This window comes from Polynucleobacter sp. SHI8, from assembly GCF_027944005.1.
GTDB lineage: Bacteria > Pseudomonadota > Gammaproteobacteria > Burkholderiales > Burkholderiaceae > Polynucleobacter.
In genome coordinates, this window is the sequence record NZ_AP027204.1 from 1,065,756 (window position 1) to 1,083,894 (window position 18,139).

The 18,139-nt window shown below is 39.8% G+C and carries 18 protein-coding genes and 1 tRNA gene; 9 read left to right on the forward strand and 10 right to left on the reverse strand.

The window, feature by feature from the left end:
- Positions 1–51 precede the first annotated feature (51 nt).
- A complete protein-coding gene (locus QMN06_RS05385; protein ID WP_281971510.1) occupies positions 52–936 on the reverse strand; it encodes a DUF6279 family lipoprotein in 885 nt (294 codons plus the stop codon).
- Complete coding sequence (locus QMN06_RS05390; RefSeq protein ID WP_281971511.1) at positions 929–1,903, reverse strand: tripartite tricarboxylate transporter substrate binding protein; 975 nt, start codon at positions 1,901–1,903, stop codon at positions 929–931. The genes QMN06_RS05385 and QMN06_RS05390 overlap by 8 nt, the downstream gene beginning before the upstream one ends.
- A 160-nt stretch (positions 1,904–2,063) precedes the next feature.
- Here QMN06_RS05390 and QMN06_RS05395 point away from each other — a divergent pair, with 160 nt between their 5' ends.
- From QMN06_RS05395 to QMN06_RS05405, 3 genes are all read left to right on the forward strand, one after another.
- The gene (locus tag QMN06_RS05395; protein ID WP_281971512.1) at positions 2,064–3,032 is read left to right on the forward strand and encodes a tripartite tricarboxylate transporter substrate binding protein; all 969 of its coding nucleotides are present in this window, start codon (positions 2,064–2,066) and stop codon (positions 3,030–3,032) included.
- Between the two features lie 92 nt (positions 3,033–3,124).
- On the forward strand, positions 3,125–3,613 hold the full coding sequence (locus QMN06_RS05400) for a RidA family protein (RefSeq protein WP_281971513.1): 489 nt from the start codon (positions 3,125–3,127) through the stop codon (positions 3,611–3,613).
- Positions 3,614–3,615: 2 nt separating this feature from the next.
- Positions 3,616–4,710, forward strand: a complete 1,095-nt coding sequence (locus QMN06_RS05405; protein ID WP_281971514.1) for an amidohydrolase family protein — start codon at positions 3,616–3,618, stop codon at positions 4,708–4,710.
- A 23-nt stretch (positions 4,711–4,733) separates the two neighbouring features.
- Here the strand turns inward: QMN06_RS05405 and QMN06_RS05410 are convergent, their stop codons facing one another.
- Positions 4,734–5,438, reverse strand: a complete 705-nt coding sequence (locus QMN06_RS05410; RefSeq protein ID WP_281971515.1) for a hypothetical protein — start codon at positions 5,436–5,438, stop codon at positions 4,734–4,736.
- A 170-nt stretch (positions 5,439–5,608) separates the two neighbouring features.
- Between QMN06_RS05410 and QMN06_RS05415 the strand changes: the two genes are divergently transcribed.
- Complete coding sequence (locus QMN06_RS05415) at positions 5,609–5,785, forward strand: hypothetical protein (RefSeq protein ID WP_281971516.1); 177 nt, start codon at positions 5,609–5,611, stop codon at positions 5,783–5,785.
- Positions 5,786–5,868: 83 nt separating this feature from the next.
- The gene (locus QMN06_RS05420) at positions 5,869–6,285 is read left to right on the forward strand and encodes a hypothetical protein (protein ID WP_281971517.1); all 417 of its coding nucleotides are present in this window, start codon (positions 5,869–5,871) and stop codon (positions 6,283–6,285) included.
- 201 nt (positions 6,286–6,486) lie between these two features.
- Here the strand turns inward: QMN06_RS05420 and QMN06_RS05425 are convergent, their stop codons facing one another.
- From QMN06_RS05425 to QMN06_RS05435, 3 genes are all read right to left on the reverse strand, one after another.
- A complete protein-coding gene (locus QMN06_RS05425; protein ID WP_281971519.1) occupies positions 6,487–7,872 on the reverse strand; it encodes a metallophosphoesterase in 1,386 nt (461 codons plus the stop codon).
- Between the two features lie 327 nt (positions 7,873–8,199).
- A tRNA-Met gene (locus QMN06_RS05430) sits at positions 8,200–8,276 on the reverse strand.
- A 52-nt stretch (positions 8,277–8,328) separates the two neighbouring features.
- On the reverse strand, positions 8,329–9,204 hold the full coding sequence (locus QMN06_RS05435; RefSeq protein WP_281971520.1) for a mechanosensitive ion channel family protein: 876 nt from the start codon (positions 9,202–9,204) through the stop codon (positions 8,329–8,331).
- Positions 9,205–9,282: 78 nt separating this feature from the next.
- Between QMN06_RS05435 and QMN06_RS05440 the strand changes: the two genes are divergently transcribed.
- From QMN06_RS05440 to QMN06_RS05450, 3 genes are read left to right on the forward strand one after another with little or no spacing between them, the layout of a single operon-like run.
- Positions 9,283–10,242: an MBL fold metallo-hydrolase gene (locus QMN06_RS05440; RefSeq protein ID WP_281971521.1), complete on the forward strand. Its 960-nt coding sequence runs from the start codon at positions 9,283–9,285 to the stop codon at positions 10,240–10,242.
- A gap of 60 nt (positions 10,243–10,302) precedes the next feature.
- The gene (locus tag QMN06_RS05445) at positions 10,303–12,243 is read left to right on the forward strand and encodes a potassium transporter Kup (protein ID WP_281971522.1); all 1,941 of its coding nucleotides are present in this window, start codon (positions 10,303–10,305) and stop codon (positions 12,241–12,243) included.
- A gap of 38 nt (positions 12,244–12,281) precedes the next feature.
- On the forward strand, positions 12,282–13,253 hold the full coding sequence (locus QMN06_RS05450; protein WP_281971523.1) for a 2-dehydropantoate 2-reductase: 972 nt from the start codon (positions 12,282–12,284) through the stop codon (positions 13,251–13,253).
- Here QMN06_RS05450 and QMN06_RS05455 read toward each other — a convergent pair.
- Entirely contained in the window at positions 13,250–14,428 is a 1,179-nt protein-coding gene (locus QMN06_RS05455; protein ID WP_281971525.1) for an acyl-CoA dehydrogenase, read from the reverse strand. The two genes, QMN06_RS05450 and QMN06_RS05455, sit on opposite strands and share 4 nt — an antisense overlap.
- A 92-nt stretch (positions 14,429–14,520) precedes the next feature.
- Here QMN06_RS05455 and QMN06_RS05460 point away from each other — a divergent pair, with 92 nt between their 5' ends.
- Positions 14,521–15,243: a queuosine precursor transporter gene (locus tag QMN06_RS05460; protein ID WP_281971731.1), complete on the forward strand. Its 723-nt coding sequence runs from the start codon at positions 14,521–14,523 to the stop codon at positions 15,241–15,243.
- Here QMN06_RS05460 and rlmJ read toward each other — a convergent pair whose 3' ends face one another.
- The 3 genes from rlmJ to QMN06_RS05475 are packed head-to-tail and all read right to left on the reverse strand — an operon-like array spanning position 15,244 to position 18,135.
- Positions 15,244–16,110: a 23S rRNA (adenine(2030)-N(6))-methyltransferase RlmJ gene (gene rlmJ / locus QMN06_RS05465; RefSeq protein ID WP_281971526.1), complete on the reverse strand. Its 867-nt coding sequence runs from the start codon at positions 16,108–16,110 to the stop codon at positions 15,244–15,246.
- A 5-nt stretch (positions 16,111–16,115) separates the two neighbouring features.
- A complete protein-coding gene (locus QMN06_RS05470; RefSeq protein ID WP_281971527.1) occupies positions 16,116–16,901 on the reverse strand; it encodes a phosphatase PAP2 family protein in 786 nt (261 codons plus the stop codon).
- A 4-nt stretch (positions 16,902–16,905) separates the two neighbouring features.
- Positions 16,906–18,135 carry a glycosyltransferase family 9 protein gene (locus tag QMN06_RS05475; RefSeq protein WP_281971528.1) on the reverse strand — a complete coding sequence of 410 codons (1,230 nt, stop codon included), beginning with the start codon at positions 18,133–18,135 and terminating at the stop codon, positions 16,906–16,908.
- Positions 18,136–18,139 lie beyond the last annotated feature (4 nt).

Here is an 18,139-nt window from a genome sequence, read left to right on the forward strand (position 1 = left end):
CAATTTCTTGATCTGCTAATTGGTCAATTCTATGTGGAATCCATGAACGATTTAGGTTTTGGAAGCTTGTTGAATCAATTTCTGAATATCTTGTTCCCAGCTCCTGATTTTTGCTTGTGTTTTCTTTCGTTGTTGTTCATCGAATAACTCTGTAATTTTTGCCAGGACAATACCACTATGAAGATCTCTTTTTTTCTCAAACTCTTTTTGTTCAGGAGTACTGCCGAGTTCGATTTCATTAGATAATTGATTGATTATCATTTTTGCTTGCGCAGGAGGAGGTTGATCTTGCGCTATTTTTTTCAAAGTCTTCATGATCAATTGTTGTTTATAAAGACGTGTTTGATAGACCATCTCCATATCCAGAAGATACTCTCGTGCAATTTCTTTTATTTGCGTTTTCTGTGATTTAGTGAGATTACCCGAAAATGATTCTGTGCGTTCAATAATTTTTTCCACTCTTTTTTCTAGACGATCCTCAGTTGTTCCTTTGAGAAAATCGTTTTGAAACTTTTTATTTGATTTTGCGAAAGCATTTTCCATATATGTAAACTGTTTCGCTTGGAGACTGAGAGCTAGGTTGACAGCATCATCTTGTAATAGATTAATAGATGTTCTAGAAAATGACTTGATATCTTTAACGATATTGATGCCATCATCAATTTGTAGAGGTTGTTCTACTTTGGCCTTTAACTGCCTTATGAATTGAAGTGCTTTTGGCAGTTCTTCCTGCCGATGTTTTTTGACAACCAGAGGAATAGCTTGATCATATATCTGTGACTGTTCGGCGGTGAGGTCAACATAATCATCGATCCACCACTTCAACAGAAAATCAATTTGATTGTAGGCTAATTGAATTGAACTACAGGAGCTTAATAAAAAACTACAGAAAACAGCACAGGTTAAAAAAAGGCGCTTGGTCTTCAATTTAATCATTCGTGATGTTTTTATCTTTTATGATTTTGCTCCAAACGCGAGACTCTTTGGCCATGTAGTTTTTTAAATCGTCACGACTCCCTGGAAGAGGGAAAAGACCATGTTCATTGAGCACTTGAGCAACCTCTTTGTCTTTCAAAACCTTCACAATTTCTTGGTTCCAACGATCTAAAATGGGTTCAGGAGTTTTGGCTGAAGCAACAAATGCGTACCAATTACTTGAGTCAAAGCCTAGATAGCCTGATTCTGCGATGGTAGGAACATCAGGTAAAGAGGGCACTCGCTTTGAACTTGTCACAGCAATGGCTCTAAGTTTGCCACTTTTAATATGGGGTTGTGCTGAGGAGATCGTAGAGTAATAACTATTGACACGACCACCAAGAACATCGACTAATGCGGGACTTCCCCCTTTGTAGGGAACGTGAGTCGTATCGATGCCAGCCAAGCTATTGAAAAGCTCACCTTGCAGATGAGATGCAGAGCCGTTGCCTGTAGATGCAAAAGTAATTTTTCCGGGATCTTTTTTCGCTTGATCAACAAAATCCTTGAGGGATTTAATCGAGGAATCAGTTGGTACAACTAAAATGTTCGGAAAAGCCACACCCATTGTGAGGGGAGCTAAATCCTTTACGGGATCATAGTTAAGCTTCATCAAGTACGGCGCAATTGATAAGGGGCCAATCGATCCTAATAAAATGACAGAGCCATCGGTAGGTCCAGTTGCAACCGTACCGTGAACAATGTTTCCCCCAGTGCCAGGTCGATTTTCAACCACAACATTTTGACCAATATTTTCACCTAATTTTTTTGCGATGATACGAGCAGAGGTGTCTGCGCCACCACCAGCAGCAAAGCCAACATACATCGTGACTGTTTTCTTTGGAGGAAATTCTTGAGAATTTGCATTTCCGAGGAACAGTAAAGATGTAGTAAAAAAACAAAGTAATACTTGAGAGAGTAGTTTCATAAAAGTCGAAGTAAATGATTAAATAACGAACTTAATTCATTTTATTCGAAGTTGATGAAGGTAAAGGATTCCAATTGAGCGCAAAATAATTCTATAATGGATTTAACAATTCCCATCAGAGGAAATGATAAAACAATTAATATCAAGGAGACAGTTTTTCATGAATCCAATGAAGCAGGTGGTTATATGTGGTCAGCTCATTCTCAGTTTCTTTTGGATTGGTATTTCAGGCGCTAATGCCCAAGAAACAAAACCCATCAAAATCATTGTGCCATTTTCGGCTGGCGGAAGTAACGACATTGTTGGTCGAGCAATTGCTCAACAGTTATCGGTTAAATTGAAGCGCTCAGTCATCATCGACAATAAGCCTGGTGCTGGTGGATCTGTCGGTGCTGAAATGGTAGCAAGATCTGAACCTGATGGTAGTACATTACTTCTGGCATCAGCCAGTTTTGTCATGAATTCAGCGATCATGAAATTAAATTATGATCCTGTGAAATCATTCACCCCAGTAGCCATGCTAGGAGTAGGCCCCAGTATTATTGTTGTGAATAATCAACTACCAGTTCAAAACATCAAAGAGTTGATAGCTTATTCTAAGAAAAACCCGAAAAGCACGAATTTTGGAACTGCTGGAGTTGGAAGTTTTCAGCATTTTGCTGTGGAGCTTTTGATGATGAAAACCAATGCAGATATTTCATTGGTTCATTACAAGGGAGGAGGCCCAGCACTTCTTGATACGGTTGCAGGCCATGTACAAATTTGCATGGGTAGTTTGATCCAAAACCAAAACTTTATTAAAACAGGACAAGTAAGGGCATTAGCGATTGCGGGTAATCAGCGGGTTGCACTATTTCCAAATGTACCAACACTCAAAGAATCAGGAATTGATGTTGAGGCCATGAATTGGTGGGGAATCCTTGCTCCAACTGGAACTCCAAATGAATTCTTGGATAAGTTGAATACTGAGATTAATCAAATACTCAGTGAACAAGAGATTAAAAATCGGTTTACGAGTGAAGGTGCCGATCCATTGCCAATGAGTCGCAAAGAGTTCGAGAAGTATATTTCAGAAGAAACGATTAAGTGGGCCAAAGTTGCCAAAAGTGCAAAAATCAGAGCTGATTAACTTGTCAGCTTGCATTGCTAGGTATTAAACCTATTGTGAAAAATAGGTCTTGTATTAAGATGAAGTTATTAAAACAATCAATGGAGACATTCATGAAAAAATTAATTCAATTCGTCGTGGTTTTTTTCTGCGTAACATGTAATCTCAGTTTTGCAGCTGAATATATGGATAAAACGCCATTTCAATTATCAAGAGCATTTTCTCCGGGAGTTATTACTGAAGGGGGCAAGATAGTTTGGGTGGCAGGTCAAACAGCCACAAGAGATTTTGAAGGTAAAGACATCTCGAATAATTTTGAAGCTCAAGTAAAACAAGTATTTGGACAAATTGATCAGGTATTAAAAGATGCAGGTGGATCACTGGCCAATGTTGTGCAAATGACCGTCTTTATCAAAGAGTCTCGATATGGTGATCGATTTGTTGAAATGCGTAAAGACTACTTTAAAAATGGTAACTATCCGGGTAGTGCTTTGATTACCGTTACTAATTTTGCAAGACCCGGTATTGAAATTGAAATCCAAGCGACAGGAGTCATTGGTGATAACTGCTCACAAGAGAAGCGTTGCTCCGTTAGGAAATAAGTATGTTTACTCGTCGACAATTTTTAAAAACTACTAGCTCTTTAGTTGGGGGATTAACCTTTTGCTCCTGTGGACTATTAAGCAAAGCCAATGCGCAAAGTATTCCGGTTAAAAAGCCTCCTGTCATCATTAACGGTAAAAAAATCAAAGCGGTTGATGTGCATGCCCATTGTTTTTTCCAAGATGCAATTGATTTAATGGGTGCGGAAGCGAAATCTGTTTTAGCTCCGACAAGAGGTCAGGATAAGAATTTCATTAAAGTTTCTGAGCGAGTTCAAGCCATGCAGGCACAGGGTGTTGATATGCAAGTATTGAGTATTAATCCCTTTTGGTATCGAAAGGATCGAGAAACTACTGAGGCAATTTGTAAGATTAATAATGTCAATTTAGCAAAACTTTGCCAGGAAAATTCTGAACACTTTGCCGGCTTTGCATCCTTAGCCATGCAGTTTCCGGACTTGGCTGTCCAACAATTAGATGAAGCTGTAAAAAAATATGGCCTTGTAGGTGCAGCAATTGGTGGAAGTGTGGCAGGGGATGATTTCTCGAATTCCAAATATCATCCAGTATTTGCAAAAGCACAAGAATTAAATGTGGCATTATTTATTCACCCACAAAGTACCCCACAATTAGCATCGCGATTTAAAGGTAATGGCTGGTTATCCAATACCATCGGCAATCCGCTAGACACCACGATTGCACTACAGCATTTAATCTTTGATGGAACTTTAGATAAATTCCCTGCTTTGAAAATCATTGCGGCGCATGGAGGAGGGTATTTCCCATCCTATGCCCCACGATCTGATCACAGTTGTACCGTATCGCCAACCATGTGTGATCCCAATATTGTTCTTAAGAAAAAACCTACTGAGTATATTAAGCAGATGTATTTTGACTCTTTAGTATTCACACCCGAGGCTCTTAATTATTTAAAATCTCAAGTAGGAGCTAGTCAGATTATGATTGGTTCAGATCATCCGATACCATGGGCTGAACAACCGGTAGATCATGTGATGGCAACACCTAATCTTACTGATGCTGAGCGTATTGGAATTTTATCTGGAAATGCAGCTAGAGTATTAGGGTTAAAGATTTAATTTACTAGCTGCATAAGTACAGATTAATTAAAAGGGTCAAATTTAAGATTTGATTTTTTAATAATTAATACATTTTTATCTTGAGTTTTAATCATTCCGTTCTTCTCGGTAATGATCGGAAATTTAAAGTCAGTTGCGGTATTTTCATCGCAATCATCTTGTTTAATTTTCTTATTATTCTCAAATACAGTGAACCAATAAGGTTGTGATGGGTTACCGCATTGCATCCCCTCACAATGAGATATAGCGTAGGTCATTTGTTTTATTTGGAAGTAATAGCTTGTAATGGTTTGTCGATTGCCCTCGTTAATTGAAAGCAGGATTGGTTCTTTGAATGTTGATCTAAAGTCATAGGTATTGCTTGTCACGTCTATTAAATTAAAGTTAACTGAAATATTGGGGTCTTCTGAATCAAGATTTTTGGTGTAGACAAGTTGTTTACCTTTTATTTTGCAAGCGAAGGCAGTATTGATATTCGGGGTAAACGCGTTGGAGTTAGAATCCTTTGCGACATTTGATGGGACATCAACTTTCGCAGGGACTATTTCTTTACTATTGTTTTGACTAGTTGGTGCTTTAACTGGGGTTTCTGTTTTGTTGATTTGCGTGATTTGCTCAGCTTGTTTTTTGAGATTATCAAGTAAGCCACCAAATTGAGCATGAGCAGAGTGAGATAGCAGAGTTAAAGTAAATCCAGCGAATAATATTTTTATATTGTTTTTGTACATTGATTGTCTCTTGAAAATTTATTTGTATATTTATTTTATACTTAAATTACAATCCTCAAGAATTTAATGAGAACATGCATCTGTGTTAATCGCACTAGCAACGGTATACTCAAGAAAATAAATATAAGTGAAACACTTATAAACAGATATTGTTATAAAAAGGGGATTTAATGAAACGTTTTATTTTGTTTTGGGTTAAGCATACTTTGTTGGGGCAAATATTACGTTCTATATTTGGTGAAAATTTTGTAGAAGAAAAACCTCTTATCGCGAATGTTGTTGGTGTTTTTATTTTGCTAATTCTCTTTCTTGCATTGATAGGATTATGGTCAAGCTTACTAGAGTAATCCATCAAATCATTCAGTAATTATTTGTAAGCGATTGCAACCTAGCAGTCAGTTCAATACACACATATTAGATTATATAAATTATGAGACATTCGAAATCATTTACATTAGCTGTCATTTCGGCTTTATCGATTTTACAAATTGCTAATGCTCAAGACTATTCCTCATACCGCTGGACAAAATTATCAATTCCATACTCGAATACATTTGTGGATTGGACTAGGATTAATGGAGACAAGGAGCGAGGATTTACAGTTCCGATCTTGGATTCATATGATGAAATAACAAGCGCTCAAATGTGGGGTTTATCTGCTGTATCTACTGTATCTATTCGTTGTCTTCAAGGAAGCATGCAAGAATTGAATCTTACCTGGACAGAAAATCGCATGGGGAAAGGGCGTGTTATGAAGACTTTTGGTTCTAGCCCCGTTATATATCCGCAAAAAAAAGGCTTCGAGGACTCTTATCAAAGAAACTTATTTAATGTTTTATGTAGATAGATTTTGGGATTTTTTCCATAGGTGGTTGGGATATTATTTGTTTGTTACTAGTTCTTGTGGTTGGGGTTACTTCTATTATTGTGGAACTTACGGTAAAGATTCCTTAAACGATGCAATTCCTGATTGCTAATTACGGAGACCTCAACGAGACGGAAAATTCACAGTTTGACAATCATCAAGTAATTGAAAAAAATAGAGTAATTAACGGTTACATTGAATTTTGTTTTGAGTAATTGCACAACTAAAGATTTTATTTCCGTCTTGACTATATTCTGTAAATAGCCATTGAAGCCCCTCTTTGTCTTGTCGATCGAAAGTTGCGTAACCAAAATCTAAATAACTTTCAAATTCTTTAATTTTCATTTTTTTCTTTTGTTCTTGGCTTAAGGAGATATTTTTTATTTTTAATTCCTCTAAAGCGGATCCACCATTACCTGAAATGATAGTTACAGGATGAGGATTTTCGTAGGAGATTGCCTGGACAGTATGAACATGTCCATGTAATGATGCTTGAAAATTAGAAGATAAGAGAGTTTCACCTTGAATATTTTTCATCAGTAATCCTAGGCTATTTAATTTGAGAGATAGATCATCCTTCGAATCCGTCTTAGACGGAAGAACAATTGAAATAGGGTGGTGATTGGCAAAAATACTGAATGATTTTTTCTTTGCAAGTTCTTCTGCCTGAGCGATTTGCTTACTATAAATCGCATAACTCACATCTTCAGGTTTCATGTCTTTGGAAGGCATATTTGCCGAATCAAAACTAACGATTTGTGCTTTTGCTCCAAGAGGAACAGCGTATGGTTCTGAAAAGCTCCCAGCATCATTTTTGGGATCATTACAACTAAGGTTGTCATCCCAAGGACGATTATCTATGAAGCGATGCCAACCTTGACCAGCACGTTGGCAGGACTCATGATTACCTCTAATAAATAACCAAGGAGTTTTATTTAATAGTGGTTTTGCGGGATCAAATAAATCAGCTTTCCAAGTATCGAAGCCATAACCATATGGTGAGTTTTTACAACCCGCTCGGCCTTCAGGACATGGGCTTTCACGGTAGTGAATATCGCCGACATGGACAACTAGGTCTGGATTTGTCTTTAATGCATGTTGAATGATTTTTTTAAATGGCCATTGATTGCCATCATTGCAATCTTGAAATGAGTTATCAGCAGCTTTTAAGCGACATCCAGTATCTGCGATGATCACAATTCGTTGAATTTCCAATTTTAATGCTCGTAAAGTTTGCCCATTAATTGTTGCTTGTTGAACTCCTTTTGGCCAAGTGATCTCACAAGTTGTAATTGGAAAATTTGAAGCGACTTCATCTGATTTTTTACGCAGAGGAATATTTGCCGCTTTAGCTCTAGTCTTTAATTGTTGAGCAGGTAATTGATCCCAGATAACGTTTGGGCACTCTTTATTTGTTGTGATTGCTCGGATAATTACTTCCCCATCCCCAAGGACTTGAAAGATTTGTGTATCACCATTTTTTGATTGGTCAATCAATACATCAGAAACAGAACATCCAATAAGTGTAATTGTGAGAATGATGAGAAGTAGAGTTTTGTTCATGTTCATTGAGAAATTATTTACTTACAACAGTTTATGTAACTTAGGATGGTAATCCCCCCATTAATAACCTAACTCAAAAGTAGAGTAAGTTATGCAGTCATGGTAATGGTTTCAGAATTGACCATGTGTTTTGCAGTAAATTGTTAGACTCCAAAGTTGCGCGTATTCAATACCTGCATAGCTCAAGAGAACAGGGTATTTCTGACCATTCAGTTTTTCAAGTAGAGCTAATACCTTAATTTCCATTTCCCAAATTGCGTTGCATGGTGGTTACACAGGTCTAGAAAACCAAAAAGGCTTTCAAGTCGTTTAACCTGAAAGCCTTCTATCTATTGGTTGCGGGGATAGGATTTGAACCTATGACCTTCGGGTTATGAGCCCGACGAGCTGCCAGACTGCTCCACCCCGCGTCTGTTCTGTACTAAGAGGGTTACTATAGCATGTTTACCCTCTAAATGCAAGTTACGTACTTCCCGGCGGCGTTTTAGCCAAAACCAAGTGAGGGTAAGGGATTGAGATATTTTCGCGCTCAAAAGCTTCCTTAATCCTTGCTTGAAAGGCTCTGCGGATGGGGCCTTGGTACTTCGCCACGACCATGATTCGGGAACGAATCGTAATTGACGAATCGGCAAAGTTCTCAACTCCTGCGATTTCTAGATCCTCTAAAATTTGATCTTTCAATTCAGGGTCTTGACGCATTTCAGCGGCCACTCGTTTTAAGACCTCATTTACGTGTTCAATATTTTCTTTATAAGAGACGTTAATATCGATGACCGAGTAGGCATAGCTCCTCGTGCGATTAGTTACAACTGTAATCACACTATTTGGGACAAAGTGAACGACACCCTCGTAGTCCCTAAGGCGAATATAGCGCAGAGTGACTTCTTCAACTGTACCAATTTTTCCAGCGATTTCTACGATATCACCTTGACGGATTTGATCCTCGATCAACATCACAAATCCGGTAAAGTAGTCTTTTACAAGACTTTGCGCACCAAAGCCGACGGCTAAGCCAGCTACACCAGCTGTTGCTAGAAAGGGCGCAACTGATACACCAAATCCTGCCAGAACAGACATGACCGTGAGGACAACGATAATCACGGTTGTAATATAGCGAAGTACTCTTGAAATCGTCTTGATTCTTTTAACATCATCTCCCGAGGCACGACTAGACACCCGATGTTCAATACCACTGATAATTTTTCTGATGATACGAATAAATAACCAAGCAACTAAAATAACAATCGAGACTTCAATGAAGACAAAAATAAAGTCAACCCAATCAACTAAATAATCAAGTTCATTTTTTTGTAAAAGTAAGGTTGCAGATTTTTTCATAATCACAGTATAAAGTTTTAATAATTCAGTTAGACGATTGTCTTGATTAAAATGATTCTTTTAAACATAAATAAATAGATGTCAAATTATTCATTTCGTTATGCCAGTGATTTAGGTGAGGGTGTATATGCCGTTGACACAGGCTTTGTAAGACCTCAATTTGATGCGAGCTATGTCGTTACCCAACGAGCGCCCTCAAGTGAGCGTATTGCCGTTATTGATACTGGTACAAACTATTCTGTTCCTCGAATTTTGGCGACCTTATCTGATTTGGAGTGTCATCCTGAACAAGTTGATTTCATTATTCTGACCCATGTTCATTTAGATCATGCAGGAGGGGCAGGCAAACTCATGCAAGCTTGTCCGCAAGCTAAATTGGTGGTGCATCCAAGAGGCGCCAAACATATGATTGACCCATCCCAGCTGCGTGCGGGTGCTGTTGGGGTATATGGCGAAGAGACTGTCGAGAAAGATTACGGTACCTTAATACCTATAGAGTCTGGTCGCGTGATTGAGGCGAGCGACGGCATGATGATCAATCTTGCTGGTCGTATATTGACTTGTTTAGATACCCCAGGACATGCAAAACATCACATTACCATTTGGGATCAGATGACCCACGGGGCATTTACTGGGGATACTTTTGGATTGTCCTATCGAGAATTTGATACAGAAAAGGGCGCATTTATTATTCCGACAACCACCCCCATTCATTTTGATCCCAAGGCGTTAAGAGTTTCTTTAAAGCGCATCATGGCTTTAAAACCCGAATGTATATATCCCACCCATTTCAGTAAAGTCACTGGAGTGCCGCTTTTATATCAAAAACTCACCGATATGCTCACCAAAGTAGAAAACTTAGGTAAATCATTAGCAAGTGCCGAGCATCGCCATGAGTTGCTCAAAAATGGTTTATTAAATCTTTATATTCAGGAGCTTAGAGATCATGGATGTAGGCTCAGTGATAGCAAAATTGATCAGTTATTAAGCACGGATATTGAATTAAATGCACAAGGGATGGGAGTATGGCTAGGATAAATCATCATTTATGCATTTTTTAGGATTACAATTTCTGTACTTCAATTGATATGGTGATTTATGTCCCTTAGTAATCCTGAGTATTCAGAATCAAAAATTCTTCGCCCTATCACTTTACATACCGAAACTCATGAAAATAAAGGAAATTTAGCAGCGCTTACTTTAGCTGCCACGGGAGTAGTTTTTGGGGATATTGGCACTAGTCCTTTATATGCTTTAAAAGAGTGTTTTAGTCCCGAACACGGCATTCCTTTCTCACAAGAGAGTGTTTTTGGTGTTTTGTCCATGGTGTTTTGGGCATTTTTAGTTGTTGTATCACTCAAGTATGTCTTGTTCGTGATGCGTGCCAACAATAATGGCGAAGGTGGTATCTTAGCGCTGATGGCGTTAGCACTGAGGACCGTTCCGCAAAACTCAAAACGTTCACTTATCATTATCATGCTGGGTGTTTTTGGCGCATGTATGTTTTATGGCGATGCCGTCATTACTCCAGCGATCTCCGTTTTATCTGCAGTTGAGGGCTTGGAGATTGTTTCTCCGAGTCTATCGAGATACGTGATACCCATTACCTTAGTAATCTTAATCTTTTTGTTTTTAATCCAAAGAACGGGGACCCATATTGTGGGGAGTTTATTTGGTCCCATCATGCTCATTTGGTTTTTCGTATTAGGCCTGATGGGTATTTATCATATTATTGATAATCCTCTGGTCTTAACAGCAGTTCGTCCTTTATATGCGGTGATGTTCTTATATGAGCATTCTGTCCAAGCGTTCATTGTCTTAGGTGCGGTTTTTCTGGTTTTAACAGGTGCTGAGGCTTTATATGCCGATATGGGACATTTTGGACCTAAGCCAATACGTTTAGCATGGTTTTTTGTAGCAATGCCTGCCTTATTACTGAACTATTTTGGTCAAGGTGCGATGTTGTTAACCAATCCGAGTGCGATTGAGAATCCGTTTTTCTTAATGGTCCCAGATGCCTTCACTTTGCCCCTCGTGATTCTTGCAACACTCGCTACAGTGATTGCCTCCCAAGCGGTCATATCAGGTGCGTATTCGATGACTTCACAGGCGATTTTGTTAGGATTTGTGCCAAAAATGAAAATTTCCTATACATCTGATAAGGAAATTGGTCAGATTTATATGCCGACTATTAATTGGTTTTTATTGGCGGTAGTTGTAGCAATCGTTTTAGCTTTCAAGAATTCAGGTAATTTGGCGGCAGCGTATGGTATTGCTGTGACCACTACCATGATCATTACCACGATTCTTGCAGCGATTGTGATGAGTTTTGTTTGGAAATGGAATCCAATCGTGATCTTCTTAGTGATTGCGTCCTTTTTAGCCGTCGATCTTGCTTTCTTAACTGCAAATCTTTTAAAAATTTCTGAAGGAGGGTGGTTTCCTCTATTGTTAGGTGCACTTTGTTTCTTGCTGTTGATGACATGGTTCCAGGGACGTCGCTTATTACGTGAAAAAGCGATTCAAAGCGGTATTCCTTTAGAAAGTTTTGTGCATTCTCTGCAAGCGCATCCGCCGCACCGCGTTGAAGGTACCGCAGTGTTCTTAACTGCTCACGTCGACTATGTGCCAGTTGCGATGTTGCATAACTTAAAACATAATCGTATTTTGCATGAGCGTGTAATCTTCTTAAAAATTAGTGTTTGGGATGTGCCCTATGTAGAAGACAATGAGCGTTTAACCTTCAAAGACATGGGCTCGGGTATGTATTTGGTCAGAGCTATTTACGGTTTTAAAGAAACTCCTGACGTGATTAAAATCTTGGAGTTGATTGGTAAAGAGTTTGGTGTGGAATGTGATCTCATGGAGACATCGTTCTTTTTGGCAAGAGATACGGTGATTCCATCAGCAATTCCTGGAATGGCTTTATGGCGTGAAAAATTATTTGCTTGGATGTTTCAAAACTCAGCAAAACCCGCAGATTTTTTTCAGATACCAACGAATCGCGTTGTTGAGCTTGGTGCCAAAATCGAGATTTAACCCAGGACGGTTGAATTGAAAAAAATGAGCCAACTTTCGTGACAACCCCAAGAGTATTAAGTCCTGATGATACGCCACGGGTATTGATTTTAGGTGCTGGAGCGATTGGTGGGTTTTACGGAAATGCACTATCGAAGGCGCAGGCTCATGTCACATTAGTTGCGCGATCAGAATATGCCCTCTTAAAAACCCAAGGTTATAAAATCATCAGTCAAACCTTGGGGGAGCAATTATTTTTCCCTCACGAAGTTTTACCTTCCTGCCATTATTACCAGGGTAAACATCCAGACTACCTCATTGTTTCTTTAAAAGTCCTTCAAGGAATTAATCGAGTTGAGTTAATGGCACCAGCCGTTGGGCCAAATACAGTGATTGTATTGATTCAAAACGGCGTTGAGATTGAACAAGAAATCCAAGCCGCCTTTCCTGATAATCAGATCATCAGTTGCTTAGCTTTTATTCAAGTGATCAGGATTGCTCCGGGATTGATTGAGCATTATGCTTATGGCGAATTAACCATGGGAAACTTTCCATCGGAAGTGAGTAAAGAGTGTCGGGTATTAGCAGAGTTATTTGAGAGAGGTGGAGTGCCAGTTGTTTTGAATGAAAACATTACTCAGGGACGTTGGCAAAAATTAGTCTGGAACGCTGCCTTCAATCCAGTATCTGTTTTGGGGGGTGCGATTGATACCTTGGCGATCCTTGGTGCTCCGGGAGGTGAGTCTTTGATTCGTCAAATCATGTCAGAGGTATTAGCAATTGCAAAAGCCACAGGCAATGAAGTACCAGCCGAAGTACCCGATCATTACATCAAGCTTACCTATGAAGCACCACCTTATAAGACCAGTATGGCAATTGATTGGGAAAAAAAGCAAGACCTTGAAATCGAAGCGATTTTAGATCATGCAATTCGTGCTGCTCAACGAGAAGGAGTGCCAGTGCCCATGTTGCAAAGTACGAGGGCACTTCTTGTGATGATGCAAACCCAGCGTCAAAAAGGCTTGCTTTAAAAAGCCGATATTCCGGTAATTGCTCTTCCTAAAATGAGGGCATGGATATCATGCGTACCCTCATAGGTGTTAACTACCTCTAAATTAAGAAGATGTCGAATCACACCATATTCATCAGAAATACCATTACCACCATGCATATCACGTGCCATCCTAGCGATGTCTAGAGCTTTACCACAGGAGTTACGTTTAAGAATGGATGTGATTTCAGGGCTAGCAGTACCTTCATCCTTCATCCGACCTAGACGTAAACAAGCCTGAAGCGCTAAGGCAATTTCAGTTTGCATATCAGCCAGCTTTTTTTGGATGAGTTGATTGGATGCCAAAGGCCTATCAAATTGTTTACGATCGAGCGTGTATTGCCTAGCCGCATGAAAGCAAAATTCTGCCGCACCCATAGCACCCCAAGCGATACCATAACGTGCAGAATTTAAGCAAGTAAATGGGCCTTTAAGACCTTGCACATGCGGAAGTTCATTTTCTGCGGGAACAAACACATCATCCATGACCACCTCACCGGTAGTTGAAGCACGCAGACCCATCTTGCCATGTATTTTTGGTGCAGAAAGACCTTTCATGCCTTTCTCCAAGATATAACCCCGAATGATGCCATCATCATTTTTCGCCCAAACCACAAAAACATCTGCAAAAGGCGCATTCGAAATCCATGTCTTCGAGCCATTTAAATGAAAGCCTCCAGGAACTGATTTTGCGCGTGTAATCATATTACCTGGATCTGAACCAAAATTAGGTTCAGTCAGACCAAAGCAGCCAATGAGTTTGCCACTGGCAAGACCTGGTAAGTATTTTTGTTTTTGTTCTTCACTACCGAATTCAAAAATAGGCAGCATCACCAAAGATGATTGCACACTCATCATGGAACGATAACCAGAATCAACCCGTTCGATTTCCCTGGCAACAAGACCATAGCTGACATAGTTCATTTCTGAGCCACCATATTGGCTTGGTAGGGTTAGACCCAAAAAGCCAAGATCGCCCATTTCTTGAAAGATAGCAGTATCTGTTTTTTCTTCTCGGAATGCTTGAAGCACTCGTGGAGTCAATCGATCCTGAGCATATTGACGAGCGGCATCTTGAACCATCCGCTCTTCAGTACTTAATTGTGAACTTATTTGAAGAGGATCATCCCACTGAAATTGTATTTTTGTGCCCATATGAATTAGTATTTGTGATAATTGTTGAACATATTTTTATAAAGTAGTTTAGACTAATTTGAGTATTTATAAATATTAAACCTACATTGGACATCAATCAGACCCCTCCACTTGAAAAAAAATCGTTTAAATATTACGATTTTTTGCTAGCTGGTTTTGTTACTGTCTTGCTGTGTTCTAACCTCATTGGCGCAGGTAAAGCAGCCCAGGTTGACTTACCATTATTTGGGACCGTCGTCTTTGGGGCGGGGGTATTATTTTTTCCGATTTCTTATGCCTTTGGCAACATTTTTACCGAAGTATATGGTTATGCCTATGATCGTCGGGCAGTGTGGTGTGGCTTTGGCGCTTTAGTGTTTGCAGTAGTCATGTCACAAATTGTGATCAACCTACAGCCCGCACCTGGTGCCTATAACGCGCACTTGCAAGAAGGCCTAGAATCAGTGTTTGGTAATACGTGGCGTATTGTCTTTGGCTCCATGGTGGCATTTTGGTGTGGAAGTTTGTGTAATGCCTATGTGCTTGCCAAGATGAAAATTTTATCCTCTGGCAAGTATTTATGGTTAAGAGTTATTACTTCAACTGCCGTTGGTCAATTTGTTGACTCTATTTTGTTCTATATGCTTGCCTTTTATGGGATATGGCCAACAGAGCAAGTTATTGCAGTGGCATTTGTGCAATATATTCTCAAAACCTCTTGGGAAATCTTAGCTGTTCCCCTGACCTACAAGATCGTTAGCTTTTTAAAACAAAAAGAACATGAAGATTACTTTGATATCAAGACGGATTTCAACCCATTTAAATATAAAGTCTAGTTATTCATGATGGGTGATCAAGTGTTGCCCCATACCGTCGATTTCTAAAATAGACTGTAAAACTGGTAAATCAAGCTCTAAAGTCTCTTTGAGTTTCCACGGAGGATTGATGACCCAAACGCCACTAGCAGATAAACCTAATTCCTGATGATTTTTGATGCGCAACTCTGCGCTAAGCCACGGTAATTGAAACTCGCTACACAGCTTTCTTAAACGATCCGGAAACTCTTGCGCATCGAGTCTACTCAGGATGGGATACCAAATTACATACACACCCGTAGAAAAGCGTTTAAGGGCTTCTTGTAAAGTTTGGATAACTTGAAAATAATCTCCCTTATCCTCATAAGATGGATCTATCAAAACCAAGGCACGGCGCGATGGAGGAGGCAGATACGCTTTTAGATGAGTAAAGCCATTCGTAAGTTCAATTTTAATATCTTGTCGTTTGAGTTGTATGGATTCGATATTACTTTTTAAAACAGGAAAATCTGTAGGATGCAGCTCCATCAGTCTTAATTTATCGAGGCTGCGCATGCTTTGCCATAGCAGATACGGTGAACCAGGATAGATTTCGAGGGGATTGCTGGGTGTTTGTAGATTTTCAATCAGAGAAAGATAGTGACGAATGTTATCTGTCAGAGAAGATGATGATTTCATTTGGAAGAGTTTTGCAATTCCTTCCTCTGATTCCAGGCTGGTGGTTGCAAAGCGATCTTGCAGGTTATAGATGCCAGCACCCGCATGGGTATCAATTAACATCAGTGGCGTCTCTTTTTTGTGAAGTAGTTCAAGACAGGTGAGTAGGGTGAGATGTTTTAGAACATCCGCATGATTGCCTGCATGAAATCCATGTCGATAACTAAACATACGACTTATCGCTCTTGATCGATGATTCGAGGAATCGCCTGAATCCATGTGATGACGATCAGACCCGCCAATACAATTTGAAGATCGGCGTTGAGCACAAAATCAATGGTGTCAGTCACTAATAAATAAAGACTCATGAGGCTGGCAAGTAAAATCACTTTCACCGGCCAAGCTTTCATTGCAAAAAGAGACGTAGGGACGTATTGCACTAAGACAGCGCCGATAAGTCCTGAAGTAATGCCGAGCGCGCATCCTACAAAAACATCTTCTGGCCAATGAGCACCAACAGCAATTCGCGATAGTCCCACACCTGCGGCAAGAATAAATAGAATCAAACCTAATTTTCTATTACGAGAATCAAGACTAAAGTAAATAGCAGTAGCAATACTAAATGCCGTAATGGTATGACCTGAGGGCATTGCTGAATGTAAAAGGGGGTTTTCAATAATATGGATCACACCTTGATCAATGACTCCTGCAGGACGACTGGTATTAAAAAAAGTTTTGGCAAGATTAGAAAATATCCCCGCAAATACCCCAGAAATAATTGCTGCGTAAAGAGGTTTTCTGGCAAATAGAAGCATTGGTAGCGCCAGTGCAAATACCGACCAACCATTGCCTAGCATGGAAAGGCTCGTCCAAAGAAAGTCAGGTAAACGTGCTGTTTGTTGATTGATGCTAATAAACCATGCTTGATTTTGTGAAGAAGTAAGATCTGATAAATAAATCGCAAAGGGCAGAAGTGGAATGGCGTAAATCCACCAAGATATGGATGTTTTATCTTTGAACATAGGGTTATTTAGATAACCAATGCTGCATCGCTTCGATCACCTTAGGGACAGTAATAGCTTGCATGCAAAGATTGTTCGTGCAAGGTGTCTTACGATGATTGGCCGCGGAAACACAGGGTGAGCAGGCTAGTCCAGCAAAAATCGGTATGGACTTACCTAAAGACCCATAAAGTGCTGGAGTTTCTGGACCGAATAACACAATGGTTGGTAGTGGGGTAACAGATGAGAAGTGTCCTGGTCCGGAATCATTCGTTACCATTACATGGGATACATGATAGAGGGCAGGTAATTCATTAAACTTCACCATACCTGCAAAATTATAGGCATTCGGGGTATTGGCCATTTCAATTACATGTTGTGCATATTGCTTTTCTTCTGGAGAGCCGGTCACTAAAAAAACGGCTTTCGGCCACTCGATTGCTGCGGCTTGTATCAGTTCTGCAAAGCGTTCCGGAGCCCAACGTCTTTGCGGTAATAAATCACTCGCATTGGGGTTAATTAAGATAATGGTTGTTGGCAGACTGGGAAACCGATCTTGAATCAATGTTTGGATACGAGAAGCGATTTGGGCTTTTTGATCTTCTGAAACTTTTGCTTGTGCCAGTTCAATCGTTTGATTCGCTAGAGGAACTTTACTAAAAGGTAATTCAGCTTCTGTTGAAAATGCAGCGTGGACTAAGGATAAAAAATTCTTGGCAATATGGATGTGAGGGTTGTAATGAACCTTATGGGTGAGGAGGTCACCACGCCAGAGACCTTCACCATGGAATATATGATAACCAACCCGTCGCCGAGCGCCAGAGCAACCGGTGAGTAGCGCAGTAAATCGAGAAAATAACTCAAGATCAATCACCGTATCAATATTCAAACGATGTATCTTGATGAGTGTCGTAAGGGTGGTTCGAATTAACGCGAATAAGCCGCTGGCATCAATCGTCAGAATTCGATTAGATGGAACTGTTTGGAGAAGTTCAAGGCTTGCTTGATTACTTTTGAAAATTAAAAAATAAATATCTGCACCACGAGCAATCGTATCTCGCATCGCAGGGTCTACCAAGATTGCACTACCCATCTCTGAAAGTTCAATGAATAAAACTTTTTTCGGCGAGGTAGATGATCCATGAAACAGTCGATAAATGAAGTCGTACAGGTAGACGAACGGCGTTAATATTGCACACAAAGGCACACCAGCAAGATGATCGATGCGACGCATCGTGTCTACACGTATAGTCATGTCC